Source organism: Rahnella bonaserana, from assembly GCF_019049675.1.
GTDB classification, from domain to species: Bacteria; Pseudomonadota; Gammaproteobacteria; order Enterobacterales; family Enterobacteriaceae; genus Rahnella; species Rahnella bonaserana.
Map to the genome: position 1 here is coordinate 262461 of NZ_JAFMOW010000068.1, position 20704 is coordinate 283164.

A 20704-nucleotide genomic window follows, 5' to 3' on the forward strand; every position below is an offset into this window, starting at 1 on the left:
GTGCCGCGGAATGAAGGATTGTTCCAGCGGCACATGCTATTGCACGTTCCGCAATTGAGGAGTTGGCTTGTGTGTTCTCATGTCCACGATCCGCACATTTTATGCCCCCAATGCGATTTGCTGGTGGCAATCCCTGAGATTGCTGTCGGGCAAAAAGCTAAATGCCCGCGTTGCCATACGACGCTGACGTCGCGCTGGAAAGAGCCGCGTCGACGTCCTATTGCCTATGCTGTCAGCGCATTATTCATGCTGCTGTTGTCTAACCTTTTCCCTTTCGTAAACATGAAAGTTGCCGGTCTGGGAAGCGAAGTTACACTGATTCAAATTCCTCAGGTTTTAGTTTCTGACGACTACGCCAGCATGGCGTCGCTGTTTATGATTCTGGTTCAACTGATGCCTGCGTTAGGCATGATTTTCATCATCATTCTTTGCCAGGGGACATCGATCCCCAGTCACTGGCAGATCAGCATTGCCCGCAACTATTTCCGCCTGAAGGCCTGGTGCATGGTTGAGATTTTCCTGGCGGGTGTCCTGGTCAGCTTCGTGAAGCTGATGGCTTATGGTGATGTCGGCGTCGGCACCAGTTTCTATCCCTTTGTGCTGTTTTGTATTTTGCAGCTCAGGGCCTTTCAGTGTACTGACCGTTACTGGATCTGGCAGCAGGTTGCGTCCGCACCGAAGCTGGAAATGCCGCTTCGGGTGGGCGAGAGTGGACTGTCACAGGGATTACGTTCATGCCATTGTTGTATGGCTATTTTGCCAGTCGATCAGAAAAAGTGCGGGCGTTGTGAAACATCCGGCCATGCGCGCCGCAAAAATAGCTTGCAATGGACGATGGCGCTTCTCATAACGTCTATTTTTTTGTATATCCCCGCCAATCTTTTGCCGATCATGATAACCCAGGTGCTCGGCACACCGATGCCATCCACCATTATGGCTGGCGTGGTGTTGCTGTGGAGTGAAGGTTCTTATCCTGTGGCAATGGTGATTTTGATTGCCAGTATCATGGTGCCGACGCTGAAAATGATTGCGATTGGCTGGTTATGCTGGGATGCAAACAGTAATAAGGAAATCGACAGGGAAAGATTGCACGTGATTTATGAAGTCGTGGAATTTGTTGGCCGCTGGTCAATGATTGACGTGTTCGTTATTGCAGTGCTTTCGGCTCTGGTAAGGATGGGACAACTGATGAGTATTTATCCGGACATTGGCGCACTGCTTTTTGCCAGTGTTGTCATTCTCACTATGTTCGCTGCAATGACGTTTGACCCAAGGCTCATTTGGGATCGCGCTGTAATGAAGTCTGCAAAGGAGCCACAAGATGGCGGGAAATAATATGGCAGAGCAAGACGGAACTGCCAAAGTAGAGAAGATTAAACGCTGGTCGCCGGTGTGGATTGTGCCGATTGTTACGGCACTGATCGGCGCCTGGATACTATTTTACCACTACAGCCATCAGGGCCCGGAGGTGACGTTAATCACCACCACGGCCGAAGGCATTGAGGGCGGCAAGACCACCATCAAAAGCCGTAACGTTGATGTCGGTAAAGTGGAAAGCGTGACACTGAGTGAAGATCTGCAACAGGTCATTATCAAAGCACGCCTGAATACCGGCATGGAAAAAATGCTCCGTGAAGACTCTGTATTCTGGGTGGTAAAACCGCAAATCGGACGTGAAGGTATTTCCGGTTTGGGCACATTATTGTCGGGTGCCTATATTCAGTTGCAGCCGGGCAATAAAGGCGCTGAAAAATCAGAATATAAACTGGATGATTCACCCCCGCTGGCTTCCCCAGATGCCAAAGGTATCCGCGTGAGTCTGGATAGCGAACGTTCGGGCCAGCTGAATCCGGGGGATCCGGTTCTGTTCAGAGGTTTCCAGGTCGGCACAGTGGAAACCAGTCACTTTGATCCGAAAGCGCGCAACATCAAATATCAGCTGTTTATCCGGGCACCTTACGACACGCTGGTTACTGACAACGTGCGTTTCTGGAAAGACAGCGGCGTGAACTTCGATATGTCTGCCGCCGGTATGCGTGTGGAAATGGGTTCACTGACCACGTTGTTTAGCGGTGGTGTCAGCTTTGATATTCCGAATGGCTGGACGCAGGGCAACGAAGCCAAAGAGGGTGACAGTTATAAGCTCTTTGACGACCAGAAAAGCATTCAGGAGTCGCTGTATACCCGTCACATGGATTACGTGATGTTCTTCTCGGATTCTATTCGCGGTCTGCAACCTGGCGCGCCTGTTGAATTCCGTGGTATCCGTCTGGGTACTGTGGCCGAAGTGCCTTATCCGATGAATGTGGTGAAACAGCAGATGTCGGATGATTATCGTATTCCGGTCCTGATCCGCATTGAACCTGACCGCTTCGCGCAGTTGCTGGGCAGTAACTTTAACATTGAAGAGCATATCCGTGACGGTATCGCTCATGGCCTGCGCGCTTCGATGAAATCTGCCAACCTGTTAACGGGCGCGATGTATATCGATCTGGATTTCTATCAGAATGAGAAACCGTGGAAAGGGCCGCTGGAAATAGACGGTCAAAAACTGTTGCCGACAGTGAGCGGCGGGTTTGCGCAGATCCAACAGAAACTGATGACTACGCTCGATAAGATCAACAATCTGCCGATCGAACCGATGATGCGTGAAGCCACCAGCACGCTGGCGGAAAGTCAGAGGACGATGAAAGCGACGCAGAGGACCATAGAGTCCCTGAATGCAATTGTCAGCAGCAAGGAAATGAAAAATCTGCCACAAGATATGCAGCAGACATTGATTCAGCTTAACCGCAGTCTGAAAGGCTTCCAGCCTGGTTCTCCGGCGTACGGACATATGGTGAATGACATGCAAAGTCTGGATAAGACCCTGCGTGAACTGCAACCGGTATTGAAAACGCTGAACCAGAAAAGTAATGCACTGATTTTCGCCGCCCCAGGGCAAGATGATCCTCAGCCGAAGAAGGCCAAATAATGATGAAATGGATACCTGTCGTCTTAGCATTATTCCTGACTGCCTGTAGCAGCAGTGATCAGAAAACCTACTACCAGTTGCCGGTGCTCAACAGCGCCCCGGCAACGGGCAGTGCAATGTCATCAGGCATGGCTACCCAACGTCACCTGTGGGTTGAAAGGGTCAGTGTGGCTGATTACTTGTCAGGTAACGGGCTGGTTTATCAGACCAATGACGTGCAGTACACTCTGACCCAGAATAATCTTTGGGCCAGTCCGCTGGATCAGCAACTTCAGCAATCACTGGTGACCTATCTGCGCCGTGACTTGCCGGGTTATCTGGTTTCTACACAGGCTGTCAGTTCCGATGAGCAGGACGTGCTGAACGTGAATGTGACCGCATTCCACGGTCGTTATGATGGCACTGTGGTTATCAGCGGAAGCTGGACGCTGAGCCGCAGCGGGCAGATGATCCAGCGTGACTTTACGCTGAACCTGAAACAGAACGAAGATGGTTATGATGCGCTGGTGAAAACGCTGGCTGCCGGCTGGCAGCAAGAAGCGGGCCAGATCGCCTCGCAAATAAGATGACGTTTTTTTAAGCTTAATATTTTTTAAGTAAAACGTAAAAAATCCCGGTTTCTGAATTTTCAGACGCCGGGATTTTTTTATGGCGATCAGCCAGATGAATCTTTTATTAGCACGATTGTCTCGCGCGCAATCTAATAATATAGCTCACAAATATGACATTGGCGTGAATTTTGCGCATTGACCTCTCTGCCGATTGCAGCTATTTGTTAGGTGTGGACGCAGAAGCGGGCCACTGTTTTCTTTCCACCTGACCTGAATAATGAGGGATATAAGGCATGAAGAGACAAAAACGCGATCGCCTGGAACGGGCACAATCACGTGGATATCAAGCAGGTATTGGCGGACGCTCAAAAGAGATTTGTCCGTACCAATCATTAGATGCCCGATCACACTGGCTCGGGGGTTGGCGACAAGCCATGGAGGACAGGGCCGTTACCGCTTAAGCGGCTCCCCTGTCAGAATAAGGAATAACCTCCGCTGCGCGCGGAGGTTTTTGTTTGTGGCTAATATCATGATGTTGCACAAAAAACACGCATAAAAAACGGCGAGCCATCAGACTCACCGTTTTATCAGACTTAGCAATGTGATTTTTTAGAAAGCAGCGGCGTCTTTGAACAGACCGACTTTCAGGTCAGTTGCGGTATAAATCACCACACCATCAACCAGCACTTCACCATCAGCTACGCCCATGATCAGTTTACGGTTGATAACACGTTTGAAATTCAGGCGGTAGGTGACCAGTTTCGCGGTTGGCAGTACCTGACCAGTGAATTTAACTTCACCCACACCCAGTGCGCGGCCTTTGCCTTCGCCACCGAGCCAGCCCAGATAAAAACCGACCAACTGCCACATTGCATCCAGGCCCAGACAGCCAGGCATCACCGGATCACCAATGAAGTGACAGCCGAAGAACCACAGGTCAGGATTGATATCTAACTCAGCTTCAACATAACCTTTGCCATGGGTGCCGCCATCTTCTTGCATCTTAACGATGCGATCCATCATCAGCATATTGCCTGATGGTAATGGAGGACCGCCAGCGCCAAACAGTTCACTGCGGCCAGAAGCTACGAGGTCTTCTTTCGTATAGGAATCGCGTTTATCTACCATGTTCTATGTAAGCCTTATTTTAATGAAGGGCGAAGCTTAGCTTACAGCTGTAAGCTGAACAACTCCGATCAGCTGCGGCTGAACCAGTTCAGCCAGCGAAGAGGCCACGGGTAGCGCGGGCTACCTTGCGATGTGACCAGCGCAATACGCTGCTGAATTAATCCCAGCAGGCTCGGACGCTCTTCTTCAGCTTCTTCTTCGTTTGTGTAAATCAGTCCGGTCAGGATAGGCAGCGCTTCGGCTGCGTTATCAACTGCCCATAAGTGAAACTGGCCTTCGCGAACGGCGTCCAGAACCTGCGGATGCAGGCAAAGATTACGCACGTTGCTGGTTGGCAGAATGACCCCTTGCTTACCGGTCAAACCGCGACGCTGACAAACCTCGAAGAAACCTTCGATTTTCTCATTCACGCCACCAATGGGTTGCACATTCCCAAACTGATCGACAGAGCCGGTGACCGCAATTTGCTGGTTAATCGGCTGCATCGACAACGCACTGATGAGTGCGCAGAGTTCAGCGAGAGATGCGCTGTCGCCGTCCACTTCTCCGTAAGACTGTTCAAACACAATCGAAGCGGAGAAGGGCAGAGGCTGGTCGAGTTCTAACTCGGAAATCAAAAAGGCCTGCATAATCATCATGCCTTTGGCATGCAGATTACCGCCTAATTCAGCTTTGCGTTCAACGTCGGTAAATTCACCATCGCCGGTGTGTACGACACAACTAATACGCGAAGGTTCACCTAAAGCGCGCGGATGACCCGGATATTCCAGAACGGAAAGGCCGTTAATCTGCCCAACAACTTCACCTTCGGTTTCAATACGGATTTGCCCAAGCTCAATTTCATCCTGCATACGTTCCTGCAGGTAGCTTTCGCGCCATGCACGCGCATTCGCGGCAGCTTCAAGAGATTTTGCGCTGAGCAATTCATCTTCATTGTAGAGTGCGGCTTCGCTAAGCTGCGTATTTAGCCAGACTGGATCGAGAGTCAGGCTTCCCTGATCGGTGCTGTGGCGGATGGCAATTTTCAGAAACTCCGGCCAGGCATCGGCGGCCAGACGCGGGATCTCAAGCTCATCAGCCAGCGTGTTAACGTAACCACACCAGGTTTCCATGTCACTTTCTTCGGTCAGTGGCAGGTCGGCTTCAAATTCGCCATAGATGGCAGAATCCATCAGCTCCGGTTCCATATCGCTGAGGTCGCCCAGCGACAAACGATCGCCTACCAGGATCAGCCGCAGATCAAGCGGCATCGGCGGAACGGTCACCGGCAACGGTTTTGTTTCATCCGGAGATACCCAGTGATACTGGCCTTCAGTGATCATCTGCTTAAGTCGCAACCACATCAGTGGCTGAGCAATGAGTGTGCGGATCGACAGCACTAAAACACCGCCATTGACCTGATGTACCAGACCCGGCTCGAGTTGGATCTGATCTTTAAACAGGCGAACACAGCCAAACAATTGTTCCGGCTCAATCCATTCACGGTACTGGCAGGTAAAGCTTGCAGCGAAGGCATCTTCGGCAGACTTGGCAGCCAGCAGCGTCACCTTATTACCGTCAATATGGTAGCGGTTGCCAATGACTTCTGTCTGTTCCGGCAGCAGGCTGCTGACGACATCAGCGATGCGTGACAAGTACTCGCGATTTTCCTGCGCTTTGAGCGTCATAAAACGCGCACGGGAACGGGGATGACAAAACAGCGTTAAACCATTTTCCAGCCGGGGCTGAGTGCCTGCGAAATCGACAGGGGCTAACTGGGCAGCCGTTGCAAAAATTGCCTCGTAAGGCGCGGTATCGGGCAGTAAAAGCTGCCAGTCAAGTCGGTTATTGGTCAATGTGTTAGCTGTTTTCTATAAAAAGGGAAAGAGCGATTATACAAGAATAAATCCGGCTGCATACAATCAGAGTCGCAGCACAATTGGTCTTAGTGCACATTGCTGAACGGGTGCTTAAAAAACAGGCAAAATAAGCGGGTTTATTAGGGGTGAAAATTGAATTAAAGCTGTTATGCTTAGTAAAGTTACGTGGTCACCGAAGAGTTCACGATGAAATATCAGCAACTGGAAAATCTTGAAAGCGGTTGGAAATGGAAGTATCTGGTGAAAAAACACCGGGAAGGTGAGCGGATCACTCGCCATTTAGAAAACAGCGCTGCTGAAGAGTCCGTGAATCAACTTCTCAGGCTGGAAAATGAGCCTGTTAAGGTGACGGATTGGATCGTTAATAATATGAATCCGTCGCTGGAAAATCGGCTAAAACAAACCATCCGTGCCCGTCGTAAGCGTCACTTCAACGCTGAACATCAGCATACGCGTAAGAAGTCTATCGATTTGGAATTTCTTGTCTGGCAGCGACTGGCTGGACTGGCACAAAGGCGCGGAGCAACATTGTCTGATACGATCATTCAGTTGCTTGAAGATGCGGAACGTAAAGAGAAGTACGCTACTCAGATGTCTTCACTTAAAGAAGATCTTGAACAAATCCTCGGCAAAAAAGAGAGCTGAATCTCTCTTCTTCCTAATCCTAACCCGGCTTATTCACTGACTCTCTCATCAGAAGATATAAAAAAACCCCGCCGAGGCGGGGTTTTTGATATCTGTAGCAAAAGCTAAAGAGTGTTATTAAGCCTGTGGCTGAGTAACAGTATCTTTGTAGCCTTTAACTTCGATTTCTACACGACGGTCTGGTGCCAGGCAGTCGATCAGAGCAGCACGGCCTTTAACGGAGTCACAGGTAGAACCAGTAACTGGGTTAGATTTACCCTGGCCTTGTGCAGAGATCTTGTTAGCAGGGATACCTTTAGATACCAGGTAATCTACTACGCTCTGAGCACGTTGCTCAGACAGTTTCTGGTTGTATTGTTCTGAACCGATACGGTCGGTGTAACCCAGAACGATAACAGAACCGTCTTTAGGATCGATTGAGCTCAACTGGCTGTACAGCTGATCCAGAGCCTGTTGGCCTTCTGGTTTCAGAGTAGCTTTGTTGAAGTTGAAGAGGACGTCAGATTTCAGAGTGAATTTCTTAGTCTCAACAACTGGAGCTGGAGCTGGTGCTGGAGCAACAACTGGAGCAGCTTCTTCTTGACCGAAACGGTAAGAAACACCTACAGACAGCATTGCGTTATCAGGACGTGCGCCAACAGTAGCTGCGTCACCGATGTTGTTAACCCACTGGTAATCCAGACGGGTAGCCCAGTTTTTGGTTACAGCGTATTCAAGACCAACGGCTGCCAGTGGAGAAACACCGGTGTCGTGATCGCTTACGCGGCCAGCAGCGCCATTGTCGAAGTTACCTTTAGCGTCTGCACGCCAGACCATACCACCCAGACGGGTATAAATGTCCAGATCGTCAGCCAGTGGGTAGCTCAGTTTAGCAGCCAGCTGAACGCCTTGTGCTTTGAATGCGCCATTGTTTACGCTGCCTTTGTAAGGCATACGGCCAAGCCAGTCATATCCCATTTCAAAGCCCAGGTATTGGTTCGCTTGGTAACCCAAGAACGCACCTGCACCCAGTTGGCTCTCGTGGGTAGGGCCGTTGCCGATACCGTCGTAAGCATTTGCGAAACCAGTGTCATGGTATTGGGACCAGCCCAATTTACCACCGGTATACCAGGTGTTATCTTTAGGGGCGGCTTGCGCTACGGTAGCGAAACCTGCCAGTGCCACTGCTAATGCGATAGCTGTCTTTTTCATTTTGCGCCTCGTTATCATCCAAATAGGCAATTGAGCTTTAAGCTTTTTAAGCCCTTGGTTAAAATCCTTACGCCAAGATTATTGCTTCATTTCAGAACTTGCCACTTTACGTTGGCATTATTGAGCAACCTTGGCGTTGTAAAGTCTACAACGTGGCGCGAAACTTACAAGCTTGATGTGTTAACACCGTTGAAAAAAAGGGAAAAACGTACACATTTCTTCACGACTTTGACTATTTCCTGACAACTTGTGAAGCAAATCTACATTCAGAAAGCCCATTTTTACTGGGTTCCGGAGCTTTCTCAGCACAAATCACTAAGTTCCCCATTATTTTCGTAGGAACATTCCTATTTTGAACTAATGGTATACAGAAGAGTGAATTTTTACTGTTGAGTGATGTCCACTAGCTGAATTCTGTTCATTTGTTGGCTTCATAATGAAGCCGTAAGCTCCCCCCTGACGGGCAGCAATTTGCAATCTTTCCCTCTCTGCATCATTCAAATCTGGCAACCATCCGAGCACTACACTGTAGTTACCCGTCTGCAATGCTTTTTCCATGGCATCGACTGTCGACATCGCAGTTATCTGATTCACCTGAACCATTTTATCCACCGGTAAACCGGATTGTGATAACCAGTGGCGGCTCAATTTTTGTTGTGGTGTTAGCCACAACAACCAGCGTGATTGCATGCCGAGATGTTGCAGCAGAGGCAGCAGTAACTGGGCAAAAGCGGGTTGGCTCGCACTATAGACGAACTCAGTGATCAGACCATTATTCAAGGATGCAGACGTATTTACCTGTGCACGGGAAACCGGCAAACCAAGCTGACTAAAATGATGATTTGTATGATTTTGAGTTCGCATAGAGATGTACCCCAGTGAGTTACTGTATGAATGTACAGTACTCTGGCGATGAGCAAAGATCAACCCAATTTTTCCAAGACATCTCGCAAATTTTGAAGGCAACACCCTGCAACTGCATTTTATGTTTGTTGCTACTCACGACATTGCGTATTTTGCATTTAGCGGTTCTGGTAATTCAAATTGGTAGTCAGGAATGAATATGAAAAGGATAACGCGATGATAAATAAATCAAAAAAAAGGGTGCTTGAATGTCTGGAACTCTTTGCCCCACTGGGCAATATACGCTCGCGTACGCAGTTTGGCGGATTCAGTTTATCGGCCGATCGTGCCATGTTTGGGCTGGTGTCTGACGGGGAATTATTCCTCAGGGCGACTGATGATACGGAAGGTCACTTTTGCCGAAAAAAAATGGAACGTCTGATCTACCGCAAGCGCGGGATGGATGTGCATTTACGCTATTTCAAAGTCAGTCATGAGCAGTGGAGTGACCCCCATGTTTTACTGAGACTGGCGAGAGTTTCTCTCAAAGGTATGCGTCGTGAAATCGAAGCAAAGAAAAACAGTGAAGCATCACGTTTGAAAGACTTACCCAATCTCTCGCTGGCTCTTGAGCGGATGCTGTGGCAAGTGGGTATTGAAAATTCCGGTGACCTCCGGATGCAAGGTGCGTGCGAGGCATATCTGAAATTGTGTGCAATAAAAAAAAAGAATTTGGGCATTAATTTACTGATGGCACTGGAAGGCGCGATTTTAGGTTTTCATGAAGCTGCCTTGCCGATGGCGTCCAGAGAGTTTTTAACTCAATGGTTCAACCATCAGCAAGAAAAGTATCCTGTGACGAAGCACTAATCCGCAAGGCATGGCGTCTGCGGATTATCAGAGTGGATTCTGAGCAGGCAAGATTTTACTGTTAAGACTGGTGAGTTCAGGTAAATGAGCCACCAGTAATCCAATTTGTTGCAACACCAGTTGCTCTTTACTGTCCGAATCCGTGGTTCTCATCTGGATCCGGGCAGTCAGATTCTCCAGAGCCTGCTGAACACGCCCGGATTCAGAGGGCAGATGGTGCAAAGCCCCGTCGACGCAGCACACCGCATCATCCAGCAAGCTCAGGGTTTCGGCATCTTCAAGCTTTTCACGGTGTGCGCCCAGTGCAGAAATATAACTCAGCATCGTATGGTTGAGGCACAGCAGACGGAATGCGGCGTCCAGGGTCGTTGTATCGTTATTCTTCTCCGAACTCATATTCGACACAACCGACGCCAGCTCTGCATCACAGTTATGCGCATCACGGCGTGCCAGACGATAATCGAGACTGTTGTCTTTTCCCTGATGGTATTGCACCAAAATTGCGTCAAGGTAGCGGCAGTTGGCATCGAAAGTTTTGCTGACAACGCGGTCAATTTGTCTGAATTTCCAGTCCGGCCAGATAAAGGTCACCGCCGCCCAGGCAATACCGCAGCCAATCAGCGTATCGATGATGCGGGGAATGGCGATTTCAAAACCTTCTCCCAGCAAGTTGAAACACAACAGCACCAGCAGCGTGATAAACATCGTCGCTTGTGCATATTGCACCGTGCGAAAGGCGAAGAATAATAAACCGCTGATAACGATCAGGATCATTTGTCCGTCAATCGAAGGCACGAAGTACAGTATCGGAATACCCAGCGCGATACCGGCAAGAGTGCCAATAATCCTTAACGCCAGCCTGCGGCGGGTGGCGCTGTAGTTCGGCTGACAGACAAACAAACTGGTAAGCAATATCCAGTAACCGTGATTCAAACCACTGACCTGAATAAACACGTAGCCGACAAACAGAACGACTGACATACGCACTGCATGCCGAAATAATACTGATTGCGGCGTAAAGTGCCGCGATATACGCAGCCAGATATCATCAAGCCCTGTCAGGCGATCTTCGGCAAACGTGTTTTTCCCGGTTTCATTATTCTCAGGCAGCGACTGCTCGGATTCGAGATTGGCCAGCTGCGCATCAATGGCGTGCAGATTGCGTAAAAGATGGCGCAACGCCTGCAACATTTCACGATGCTCGCCCTGAGATTCCAGGCGTTTGAGTGCTTCTTCCAGCCGGGAAAACGCACGCTCAAACTGGCTGTTATGCTGATATTTCTGACGATACAGAATGCATTGTGACAGCTGCAAACAGGCCCGGGCTTGCATACTCATCAACCGCTGGAAACGGAACAAGATGTCGCTGTGATGGAATTGTTCACTCAGCTTGAGGTACTTCACATGCGACGAACTCGCGCGTTCGTGAATATCCTGCACCACGAAATAATAATGCAAAGTTCTGCGCGTTCCTTTCTGACCGCGGTCACCTTTCAGACGGGTTTGCAGCGTATTTTTAGTCTGATTAAGCGTGGAAACCAGCTGTCCGTTGGCCATCGCCAGCTCGACCAGTTGCTGATTATTGTCTTCCTGATCGGGGTCGAATAAGGTTGCTTTGGCTTCCAGATACGCAGCGAGTTCTGTAAAGCAGCGTGAAATTTGATCCTGCAAAGGTCGGATGGGGAAGATAATATGCCCGGCCAGCGTCAGCAGGTTATACCAGATGGCGCCGGCCAGCAGGATCAGTGGTTGCTGATACCAGATGTGATACATGCTGGTGCCGAGCATGGTGTAGATGGCGATCAGCAGTGCGCCGAAAGCAATGGTGGCATAACGCTGACCGAGTGCGCCAAGCAGGATGAAGCCGCAGGTTGAAAGCATCAGACCTGGCGCAAACAGCCAGGGGTAGGGGAAAAGTAATTCAATTGACGCTGAAGCGATGAAAAAGCACACCAGCGTAATCAGCAAATTACGCAGTCTGCCTGCCAGACGATCATCCAGATCAGCCAGTGCGGCAGCGACGACACCGAGCGTCAGGGGTATGGTCATTGTAATCTCACCCAGCCACCACGGGACGGCGGCCGCACCTGTCAGAGCAATGAAAATTCTGATGTGATAAAGAACATTGCTGTTATAGGCATAACGCCTTAAGCCCGGTGCAATCGAAAGCACTAAAAAACCCCACCTTAAAAATCAAAAATGATGAAAATCAGCGAATGCGTCCGTCTTTCATCAGACGGCTGGCATTTGCTTCACGAACTTGTCTGGCGAGCTCAACGGAAACCACCCGGCGTCCGACGGGCCAGAGTGCGATGACGGCGATTTTAAAATTCGCGATGCCCACCGGAATGCCGATAATACTGATACATTGAGCGATGCCCGCCATGATGTGGGACAAGCATAACCACCAGCCGAAGAAAATAAACCAGAATATATTCAACAGAGTACCACCGCCGGACATCAGTGCATTGCGTTTTTCAGGATACAATTCATCAACATGTACGGCTTCGTTGCCAAATGGCATCAAAGACAGACGGGTGATCTCCCAGCAAGAGCGGGTCAGGGGCAGGGTAAAGATCAGTACGATGCTCACCAGCGTGGCAAACAGCCAGGCGAGAGTGGTAAAGAAACCACCTAAAACAAAGTTAAGAATATTGAGAACTGTGCGCATGTCTGCTCTTCCCGAAAATATTAAAAGTTAGAAGAAATCATGTTTCCCAAAAAGAAACATACTTCATATTCTACCCTGTTTTGGAACCTGGATCGCCTGCGCTTATCAAAGGTAAACTCTTAAATACTCTTGCATGTAAAATTATAAACATTACCTTTCCGTCAGGAATTTTAGAGAAGATACGGTGTGATGATATGGAATTGAAATCGACCTCATTCGGGAAACATCTGGCGCAGCATCCATACAACCGGGTGCGTCTGCTTAATGCGGGCGTTGAAGTCAGTGGCGATAAACATCACTACCTGATCCCTTTTAATCAGCTTATCCAGATCCGCTGTAAGCGCGGCATCGTATGGGGTGAGCTGGAGTTTGAATTACCAGAACAAAAAGTCGTGCGCCTGCATGGCACCGAATGGCAGGAAACTCAGCGGTTTTATCAGTACCTCCTCAATATCTGGCAGACCTGGAGTCAGGAAATGAGCGGGGTTAGCGCGGGGGTATTGCACGGGCAAATCGAAAAAATCACTCAGATTGAGCAGCAGGATAAATGGTTCAAACGGGCTGATTTAGCCGATGTACAAAAAGATATTCAGGAAGCCTTTTCTGCGGTGCCGGTGCCCGTCGAACGCCTTAATGATTTTGACAATTGCCGTGATGATTACCAGACCTGCCTGCGCTGGCTGGAGCAGGGGAAGCGCAGCGTGACGCAACGTAATCTGGCCTGGACCGAAAGGGTTATTGCGGACAATCGCGATTTTTTCGATACCGTTGAGGTTTCGCCGCTCAACGAAAGTCAGTGTCGTGCCGTGGTCAATGGTGAGGATTCCGTTCTGGTTCTGGCCGGTGCCGGTAGCGGTAAAACATCGGTGCTGGTGGCCCGTGCTGGCTGGTTGTTAAGGCGCCAGGAGGCGCTTCCTGAACAAATTCTCCTGCTGGCCTTCGGGCGTCAGGCTGCGGATGAAATGAATACCCGTATCAAAGAACGGCTGCACACTGACGGAATCAAAGCCAAAACCTTCCATGCGCTGGCGTTACAAATTATTCAGGAAGGGAGCAAAAAAGCGCCGAAGATAAGCAAACTCGAAACCGATGCTAAAGCACGTCGCTCACTGCTGATTAAAACCTGGCAGCAACAGTGTGCTGAGAAAAAAGTACAGGCCAGCGGCTGGCGGCAGTGGATGACCGACGAGCTGGAATGGACGGTTCCTGACGGTGATTACTGGAAAAATAAATCGCTGGCAGAACGACTGGGTAGCCGCCTCGAACGCTGGCTTAGTCTGATGCGTATGCACGGTGGCAGTCAGGCAGAAATGATTGAAAGCGCGCCGGAAGAAGTGAAAGACCTGTTCACGAAACGCATTCGTCTGATGGCGCCGCTGATGAAAGCCTGGAAAACTGCGCTCAAAGATGAGGGCGCGGTAGATTTCTCTGGGCTCATCCATCAGGCGGTTAACATTCTGGAAAAAGGCCGTTTCGTCAGTCCCTGGAAACATATTCTGGTCGATGAATTTCAGGATATTTCGCCACAGCGCGCGTTGCTGCTTTCGGCATTACGCAAGCTCAACAAACACACCAGTTTATTTGCGGTCGGGGATGACTGGCAGGCGATTTACCGTTTCAGTGGTGCCGAACTTTCGCTCACGACCGCCTTTGCCACAAACTTTGGTGAAGGGGCACAATGCGCGCTGGATACGACATACCGCTTCAATGATCGTATCGGTGAAATTGCCAATAAATTTGTCCAGCAAAACCCGCATCAGTTGAAAAAACCGCTGAACAGTCTGACTAAAGGTAATAAAAAGAATGTCGTCATCCTGCCCGACGAACAGATGGAAAAATTGCTGGATAAGCTCAGCGGGTATGTCACTGCCGACGAGCGGATTCTGGTACTGGCGCGTTATCACCATCTGCGTCCGCAAATTCTGGAGAAGGCCGCAACACGCTGGCCAAAACTCAATCTTGAATTCATGACCATTCACGCCAGCAAAGGGCAACAGGCAGAATATGTGATTATCGTCGGACTGCATGAGGGGAACGATGGTTTCCCTGCTGCGGCGCGGGAGTCTCTTCTGGAAGAAGTTCTGCTTCCGGAGCCGGAGGATTTCATGGATGCCGAGGAGCGGCGTTTATTGTATGTGGCCATGACGCGGGCAAAACATCAGGTCTGGCTGATGCAGGATAAAGAGCGTCCGTCGGTATTTGTGGAACAGCTGGAAGACATCGGCGTTCCGGTTCAGCGCAAACCCTAAATGAGAAACCCGGCCATGGCCGGGTTTGTTTTTTTGTTATACGTCTTATTTCTGTCAGCAGAGCCTTTAAATCACTCTTTCAGGCGTGACCATAAATAGCGCTGATAGTCGGGAATGACGATATCGACTTCAGACTGGAACAGCGGTGAGTTGATCAGGAAATCCGCTGTCGCCACGTTAGTCGCTACCGGAATATTCCACACGGTTGCCAGACGCAGCAGGGCTTTCACATCGGGGTCATGCGGAACCGCATTCAGCGGGTCCCACAGAAAAATCAACAAATCGATTTTGCCTTCGGCAATCATCGCGCCAACCTGTTGATCGCCACCCATCGGGCCGCTCAGCATACTTTTTACATTGATGCCGGTATTACGCTGTACCAGATTACCGGTGGTACCGGTGGCATAGAGAACATGCCTGGAAAGTTCGGCGACGTTTTTGTCCACCCATTTCATCAGGGTGTTTTTACAGTGGTCATGCGCGACCAGAGCAATATGTTTTTGTTTTGCGATCGTACGGGTCGTGTATTCCATCAAATTCCCTTCAGCGCGAAAGTAACAGTGGATCACAGAATACTGAAAGTCCGTTTTACTGCAAAGGGCGGGGGCGATTATTCAGTGTTTAGAGAGAGATTGCGTGATGCAGGTTAAGTTACGACGTCCGTTCCTGTTTTCCTGGCAGTTTAAACAAGAGCAGAAATTGTTCGAAGCTGACGTTAGCTGCCAGTCTCGTCCAGAACGGATGCAGATAACTGATTGAAATTTGAGAAGGTGTTTCCTGAGCCAGTGCCGCTTTTTTATCCGTTAATCCTTTGGCGAACGACGGAACGGCCGCACGTGCGCCGGACAAATTGTACGTGACCATCAATTTTTCAGCGTCCGCGGTGTGGCCGGGATTAAACACATTCAGAACATCACGCTGTGTCGGTATTTGCCGGCCCTGGTCATCAACCAGCAAATAGTTCATTTGCTTGTTAAATTGGGCCGCCTCAGTTTCGTTGTTCAGTTTTGGCAACACGAAGGAAACGGAACGACTATTTTTGGCGTTAAACGTCACGATAAGCGCAGGGGAGTGATACATCGGTATCAGGCCGGCGCGAAGATTTTTGCTGACCTGAAACAGGATCTGATGCTGACCGCCGTCGAGTTCCAGACTGTCCGCGCCTTTAAGTATTGCGCCGGACATTTGTTTGCCGTCGATCACCAGAACGTCAACATCCGGGGACAATTTGAGTGAGGTCGCCGAAGCTGACGCCATCAGGCTGAGACTCGCTAATGCGACCAGCGCATGACAGACTTTCATTCTTCTCTCCCCAAATACCAAATTGCTCATCGTCTATTATTCAACAATGACGATAATGTGTCAAAGTTTTACAAAATGTTTTTAATTAACACGAGCAGGGTGAGACAGGTCTCCTTTTTGATCCACAGGCTGTCGGAATAGCCAGCCTGCGTTACACTTAACGAATACAGGTAAAAGGAGATAATCCCGTGCAAGATAATGATATTCGCAAGATTCTTGAGGAAGTGAAAACTATCGCGCTGGTAGGTGCCAGTGACAATCCGGGGCGTCCAAGCTACGGGGTTATGGCGTATCTGCTTTCCCAGGGCTATGAGGTGATCCCGGTCAGCCCGAAACTGGCAGGCAAGGAATTACTGGGCCAGAAAGCTTACGGCTCACTGGCAGAAATTCCGCATCCGGTAGATATGGTCGATGTATTTCGTAATGTCGATGCCGCGTATGGCGTGGCGCAGGAGGCGATTGCCATAAGAGCCAAAGTGTTGTGGCTGCAGTTAGACATTATCAATGAACAGGCTGCCGTGCTGGCGAAAGAGGCTGGATTAAAAGTGGTGATGGACCGTTGTCCGAAAATCGAAATCCCGCGTCTGGGGATGGAAAAGTAACCGCCATCTCTAATCAGCATAGAAATTTAGCAATAAAAAAACCGGCCATCGAAGCCGGTTTTTAATTTTAAAAGCGTGCCGCAGGAGTAGACTCAGTTACGCAGGCGTGGCGCCATCAGCTGTCTGCGAACTGATTCAGCCAGGTCATCCAGAGACGTTTGCTCCGGATGAGAACGCGCGGCTTCATGATCAATCTGAATCTCCGCCAGATAGGTATGAACCGGCTGGCCTTCTTCATCTTCCATCACCACGTGATACCAGGGAGCGGTGCGCATGGAGTCATCAGCGGCGACATCGTCGACACCGGGCTTTTCGAGCGAATACTCTGCATCGACATCAATCACCACACCTAAGTAACCTAACAGTCTGTGGCGAACCTGCTGGCCGATACCGAATTTACTGGCAATCATAGTCACCTCCCAAAATAATTCATTGATCTCTATATGGAGATAAAACGCGCTATTTCAAGTTTTGACCGCTCATCCTGCTAAAAATTCAGCGGTGTGTGTCAGTACAGCACGCCGTGCTTAATCTGTCAGACCCTTTTTCAGTTCATCACCAGGCAGGCGAAACCTTTCAGGTATAGACCTTCCGGGTATGCGCCGGTCACCGGATGATCAGCAGCCTGACGGAACTGCTCGACGAACTGGATTTCGCGACCCGCATCCAGCGCGGCATCGGCCAGAATTTTCTGGAACAGATCCGTTGGCAGCAAGCCGGAACAGGAGAAGCTCAGCAGGATACCGCCCGGACGCAGTAGCTGCAGCGCCAGCATATTGATATCTTTATAGCCGCGGCAGGCGCTCGCCAGCTGATTTTTGTTCTCAACGAATTTCGGCGGATCCATTACGATCATGTCGAACTGCTGGCCTTCGGTGCGGTATTTACGCAGCAGCTGGAAAACGTCTTCACGCACGAATTCCGCTTTCGTCAGATCCAGCTTGTTCAGTTCAACGTTTTGACGTGCCACGTCCAGTGCGGCTTGTGAAGTATCGACGTTGGTGACTTTGGTACAGCCACCCATCAGCGCAGATACCGCGAAAGCGCCGGTATAAGAGAAGCAGTTCAGAACGTTGCGGCCGGCAGCATAATTACGTGCGGCAAGGCGGCTGTCGCGCTGATCAAGATAGAAGCCGGTTTTGTGGCCTTCTTTGATATCCACCAGCAGGCTCATGCCGTGTTCCTGAATCGGCAACAGTGCAGGCGGCTCATCGCCAACCACATGTCCCTGAGTCAGTTCCAGGCCTTCTTTTTTACGCACAGCCACGTCGGAGCGGTCCCAGATGGCGCACTCCGGATAGCAATGTTGCAGGGCAGCAATCAGCGGCGCACGCTGATATTCGGCACCGGCAGAAAGCAATTGCAGCACCAGGAAATTCTGGAAGCGGTCGATGGTGATGCCCGGCAGACAGTCGGATTCACCGGCAATCAGACGGTAACCGTCAAGCCCGTCGCGCTTAGCGATATAATTGCGCCAGTTTTGTGCTTGTTGCAGACGACGGATAAAGAATTCAATGTCGATATCTTCGTCTTGCTTAAACGTCCAGACACGCGCACGGATCTGAGAAGACGGTGAATAGGCACCGCGTGCCAGCCATTTTCCCTGACTGTCTACAATATCTATAGTCTCGCCGGAATTGGCTTTGCCTTCGATACGGTGTACCGCGCCGGAAAATACCCACGGGTGGCGGCGGAGAAGTGATTTTTCACGGCCTTTGGCCAGAATTAAACGTGCAGTCATAAAATTAGGTTCTGTCGGTTTGGAGACAAAAAAGAGCGACATTGTCCGGTCATGCAGGTGAAATTGCAACGAACCATACCGCTAACGGAGAGAAAATCATGGCAACAGTCAGTATAGCCGCCTATGTGTACGGCATGGTGCAGGGCGTCGGTTTTCGTTTTGCGACCCAACATCAGGCTACCGGTTTAGGTCTGACCGGGTACGCAAGAAATCTTGAGGATGGCAGCGTCGAAGTGGTGGCGTGTGGCGAGCAGGAAAAGGTGGATCAACTGCTGGCCTGGTTAAAGCAGGGAGGGCCAAAGCATGCACGGGTGGATCGTGTGCTCAGTGAGCCGACCGCACCCGGCCATTACAGCGATTTTAAAATCAAATACTGAAGTCTTTCAGAGGCACTTCACCGGCTTTGGCAAACCGGCAATTTTGGTTGCCTGTTTGGCCGGGCCTTTCGGGAACAGCCGGAACAAATAGCGGCTGTTGCCTTTCTCTTCGCCATATTTCTGCGCCATCGCTTTTACCAGCATGCGTACGGCAGGCGACGTATTGAATTCGAGATAAAACTCGCGCACGAAACGCACGACTTCCCAGTGGGCGTCGGTAAGCTCAATCCCTTCTTCTTCAGCCAGCAGAGGCACCATACCTTCCTGCCAGTCCTGACTGTTTTTCAGGTAACCCTGAGCGTCGGTTTCAATAATCTGACCTTCAAACTGCAGCATATAACCTCAAACCCGTAAAAATGCGGTGGTCAGTTTATCAAAAACGCCGGTCAGACAAAATAAAAAGCCCCGCGCGTAGGCGGGGCTTAGAGGGTCATCAGGCATCATCAGTTACGTGATGACATACCCAGAATGCTCAGCAGGCTGACAAAGATGTTGTACAGCGAGACATAAAGGCTCACGGTCGCGCGAATATAATTGGTTTCGCCGCCATGAATGATGTTGCTGGTTTCCCACATAATTGCGCCTGCAGAGAACAGAATAAACAGGCAACTGATCGCCAGTGACAGCGCCGGAATTTGCAGGAACAGGTTAGCGATCACCGCCACCAGCAGCACCACAAAACCTGCCATCATCATGCCGGAAAGGAACGACATGTCTTTGCGCGTGGTCAGCACGTAGGCTGAACAGCAGAAGAACACCAGTGCGGTACCGCCCAGTGCCAGCATAATAATGTCACCGGCACCAACGGAAAGCAGTGAGCTCAATAATGGCCCGAGCGTGTAACCCATAAAGCCGGTCAGCGCAAAGGCAGACAAAATACCCGCCGGGCTGTTCGCCGTGCGGTAAGTCAGGAACATCAGGCCATAGAAGCCAACGATGGTCAGAAGAAAACCGGGGGACGGCAATCTCAGAACCGTACTTGCCGTCGCAGTAATCGCGGAAACGCCTAAAGTCAGCGCCAGCAGGAAATAAGTATTACGCAGCACCCGGTGCGTGCTTAGCAACGAGCCAGCGCGTGATGAAGAAGAGGCAACGATACGATCCATACGGTTCATAATAAAATTCTCACTTAAGCCCTTCATACTTTGTGTCGCAGATGCGTTGGCTACGCCCGGTCACCCGAATCACTTACCTGTGTAAGCTCATCCGGACTCCCTCTCTTGCCGCCTTCCTGCGACCCAAATTATTTTGGGTATCTAATTGGAGTCGGTGAAAATACAAACAGGTTGCAGTGTAAGTAGTTGCGGGGCGTCATTAAAGACGTTTTACCCTTCTTTACCTGCTCAGGGCGGGCAGGGCGCGGTTTCCTGGCTTCAAAATCGCCGAAATGATGTTTAAATCGCCGCTTGCAAGCCGAATGCCTGTTTTTCAGGCAAACGAACAGAATCAGACTTTACAAGAGGATCGGCACTGTTTATAGTTCGCTTCGTTGCGGAGGGGTGGCCGAGCGGCTGAAGGCACCGGTCTTGAAAACCGGCGATGGGAAACCATTCGAGAGTTCGAATCTCTCCTCCTCCGCCATAAACAACACAAGAAAGCTGCTAAGCAATTAGCGGCTTTTTTTGTATCTGTCATTTATGCGCGACTTTGTGAATGCAATTTAAATGCTCATAAAATCAACAAACTAGACTGAAAATAATG

General features: G+C 50.0%; 21 protein-coding genes and 1 tRNA gene. 10 read left to right on the top strand and 12 right to left on the bottom strand.

The genetic code is table 11. The features are described from left to right. Nucleotides 1-33 precede the first annotated feature (33 nt). The 4 genes from pqiA to rmf all read left to right on the top strand — a co-directional run bounded on the left by pqiA (nucleotide 34) and on the right by rmf (nucleotide 3986). Entirely contained in the window at nucleotides 34-1335 is a 1302-nt protein-coding gene (pqiA, locus tag J1778_RS22810) for a membrane integrity-associated transporter subunit PqiA (RefSeq protein WP_217175096.1), read from the top strand. Continuing rightward, complete coding sequence (gene pqiB, locus J1778_RS22815) at nucleotides 1322-2974, top strand: intermembrane transport protein PqiB (protein WP_238484857.1); 1653 nt, start codon at nucleotides 1322-1324, stop codon at nucleotides 2972-2974. The genes pqiA and pqiB overlap by 14 nt, the downstream gene beginning before the upstream one ends. Beyond that, the gene (gene pqiC / locus J1778_RS22820) at nucleotides 2974-3543 is read left to right on the top strand and encodes a membrane integrity-associated transporter subunit PqiC (RefSeq protein WP_217175097.1); all 570 of its coding nucleotides are present in this window, start codon (nucleotides 2974-2976) and stop codon (nucleotides 3541-3543) included. Before pqiB ends, pqiC begins: the two co-directional genes overlap by 1 nt. Nucleotides 3544-3818: 275 nt before the next feature. Beyond that, a complete protein-coding gene (gene rmf / locus J1778_RS22825) occupies nucleotides 3819-3986 on the top strand; it encodes a ribosome modulation factor (RefSeq protein WP_013574871.1) in 168 nt (55 codons plus the stop codon). A 148-nt stretch (nucleotides 3987-4134) separates the two neighbouring features. On the opposite strand, the gene fabA is transcribed toward rmf, so the two are convergent. Both fabA and J1778_RS22835 read right to left on the bottom strand, forming a co-directional pair. Next, nucleotides 4135-4653 (bottom strand): bifunctional 3-hydroxydecanoyl-ACP dehydratase/trans-2-decenoyl-ACP isomerase, encoded by a 519-nt coding sequence (fabA, locus tag J1778_RS22830; protein WP_013574872.1) that lies wholly within the window; start codon nucleotides 4651-4653, stop codon nucleotides 4135-4137. Between the two features lie 68 nt (nucleotides 4654-4721). Next, nucleotides 4722-6488: an AAA family ATPase gene (locus tag J1778_RS22835; protein ID WP_217175098.1), complete on the bottom strand. Its 1767-nt coding sequence runs from the start codon at nucleotides 6486-6488 to the stop codon at nucleotides 4722-4724. A 210-nt stretch (nucleotides 6489-6698) separates the two neighbouring features. Here J1778_RS22835 and matP point away from each other — a divergent pair, with 210 nt between their 5' ends. Continuing rightward, nucleotides 6699-7157 carry a macrodomain Ter protein MatP gene (gene matP, locus J1778_RS22840; protein ID WP_217175099.1) on the top strand — a complete coding sequence of 153 codons (459 nt, stop codon included), beginning with the start codon at nucleotides 6699-6701 and terminating at the stop codon, nucleotides 7155-7157. 117 nt (nucleotides 7158-7274) lie between these two features. Here matP and ompA read toward each other — a convergent pair whose 3' ends face one another. Both ompA and sulA read right to left on the bottom strand, forming a co-directional pair. Next, a complete protein-coding gene (gene ompA / locus J1778_RS22845) occupies nucleotides 7275-8348 on the bottom strand; it encodes a porin OmpA (protein ID WP_217175100.1) in 1074 nt (357 codons plus the stop codon). Nucleotides 8349-8705: 357 nt separating this feature from the next. Then, nucleotides 8706-9212: an SOS-induced cell division inhibitor SulA gene (gene sulA, locus J1778_RS22850; protein WP_217175101.1), complete on the bottom strand. Its 507-nt coding sequence runs from the start codon at nucleotides 9210-9212 to the stop codon at nucleotides 8706-8708. 216 nt (nucleotides 9213-9428) lie between these two features. On the opposite strand from sulA, the gene J1778_RS22855 reads away from it, so the two are divergent. After that, entirely contained in the window at nucleotides 9429-10061 is a 633-nt protein-coding gene (locus J1778_RS22855; protein ID WP_217175102.1) for a TfoX/Sxy family DNA transformation protein, read from the top strand. A 27-nt stretch (nucleotides 10062-10088) separates the two neighbouring features. On the opposite strand, the gene yccS is transcribed toward J1778_RS22855, so the two are convergent. Further along, on the bottom strand, nucleotides 10089-12233 hold the full coding sequence (gene yccS, locus J1778_RS22860) for a YccS family putative transporter (protein ID WP_217175103.1): 2145 nt from the start codon (nucleotides 12231-12233) through the stop codon (nucleotides 10089-10091). Between the two features lie 37 nt (nucleotides 12234-12270). Then, nucleotides 12271-12732, bottom strand: coding sequence for a YccF domain-containing protein (locus J1778_RS22865; protein ID WP_112287387.1), 462 nt, complete (start codon nucleotides 12730-12732; stop codon nucleotides 12271-12273). Between the two features lie 194 nt (nucleotides 12733-12926). On the opposite strand from J1778_RS22865, the gene helD reads away from it, so the two are divergent. Continuing rightward, complete coding sequence (gene helD, locus J1778_RS22870; protein ID WP_217175104.1) at nucleotides 12927-14981, top strand: DNA helicase IV; 2055 nt, start codon at nucleotides 12927-12929, stop codon at nucleotides 14979-14981. Nucleotides 14982-15052: 71 nt separating this feature from the next. On the opposite strand, the gene mgsA is transcribed toward helD, so the two are convergent. Next, nucleotides 15053-15514 (bottom strand): methylglyoxal synthase, encoded by a 462-nt coding sequence (gene mgsA / locus J1778_RS22875; protein WP_217175105.1) that lies wholly within the window; start codon nucleotides 15512-15514, stop codon nucleotides 15053-15055. A 118-nt stretch (nucleotides 15515-15632) separates the two neighbouring features. After that, nucleotides 15633-16283, bottom strand: a complete 651-nt coding sequence (locus J1778_RS22880; RefSeq protein WP_217175106.1) for a YccT family protein — start codon at nucleotides 16281-16283, stop codon at nucleotides 15633-15635. Between the two features lie 188 nt (nucleotides 16284-16471). Between J1778_RS22880 and J1778_RS22885 the strand changes: the two genes are divergently transcribed. Next, a complete protein-coding gene (locus J1778_RS22885; RefSeq protein ID WP_217175107.1) occupies nucleotides 16472-16885 on the top strand; it encodes a CoA-binding protein in 414 nt (137 codons plus the stop codon). A gap of 92 nt (nucleotides 16886-16977) precedes the next feature. On the opposite strand, the gene hspQ is transcribed toward J1778_RS22885, so the two are convergent. Next, nucleotides 16978-17295: a heat shock protein HspQ gene (hspQ, locus tag J1778_RS22890; protein WP_112287392.1), complete on the bottom strand. Its 318-nt coding sequence runs from the start codon at nucleotides 17293-17295 to the stop codon at nucleotides 16978-16980. A gap of 137 nt (nucleotides 17296-17432) precedes the next feature. After that, nucleotides 17433-18626 (bottom strand): 23S rRNA (cytosine(1962)-C(5))-methyltransferase RlmI, encoded by a 1194-nt coding sequence (rlmI, locus tag J1778_RS22895; protein ID WP_217175108.1) that lies wholly within the window; start codon nucleotides 18624-18626, stop codon nucleotides 17433-17435. A gap of 98 nt (nucleotides 18627-18724) precedes the next feature. On the opposite strand from rlmI, the gene yccX reads away from it, so the two are divergent. Then, nucleotides 18725-19003, top strand: a complete 279-nt coding sequence (gene yccX / locus J1778_RS22900) for an acylphosphatase (protein ID WP_120506885.1) — start codon at nucleotides 18725-18727, stop codon at nucleotides 19001-19003. A 6-nt stretch (nucleotides 19004-19009) separates the two neighbouring features. Here yccX and tusE read toward each other — a convergent pair whose 3' ends face one another. Together tusE and yccA are read right to left on the bottom strand one after the other, a co-directional pair. Then, complete coding sequence (gene tusE, locus J1778_RS22905) at nucleotides 19010-19339, bottom strand: sulfurtransferase TusE (protein WP_217175109.1); 330 nt, start codon at nucleotides 19337-19339, stop codon at nucleotides 19010-19012. Nucleotides 19340-19446: 107 nt separating this feature from the next. Beyond that, entirely contained in the window at nucleotides 19447-20109 is a 663-nt protein-coding gene (gene yccA / locus J1778_RS22910; protein WP_217175363.1) for an FtsH protease modulator YccA, read from the bottom strand. Between the two features lie 387 nt (nucleotides 20110-20496). On the opposite strand from yccA, the gene J1778_RS22915 reads away from it, so the two are divergent. Further along, nucleotides 20497-20584, top strand: a tRNA-Ser gene (locus J1778_RS22915). Nucleotides 20585-20704: the final 120 nt, after the last annotated feature.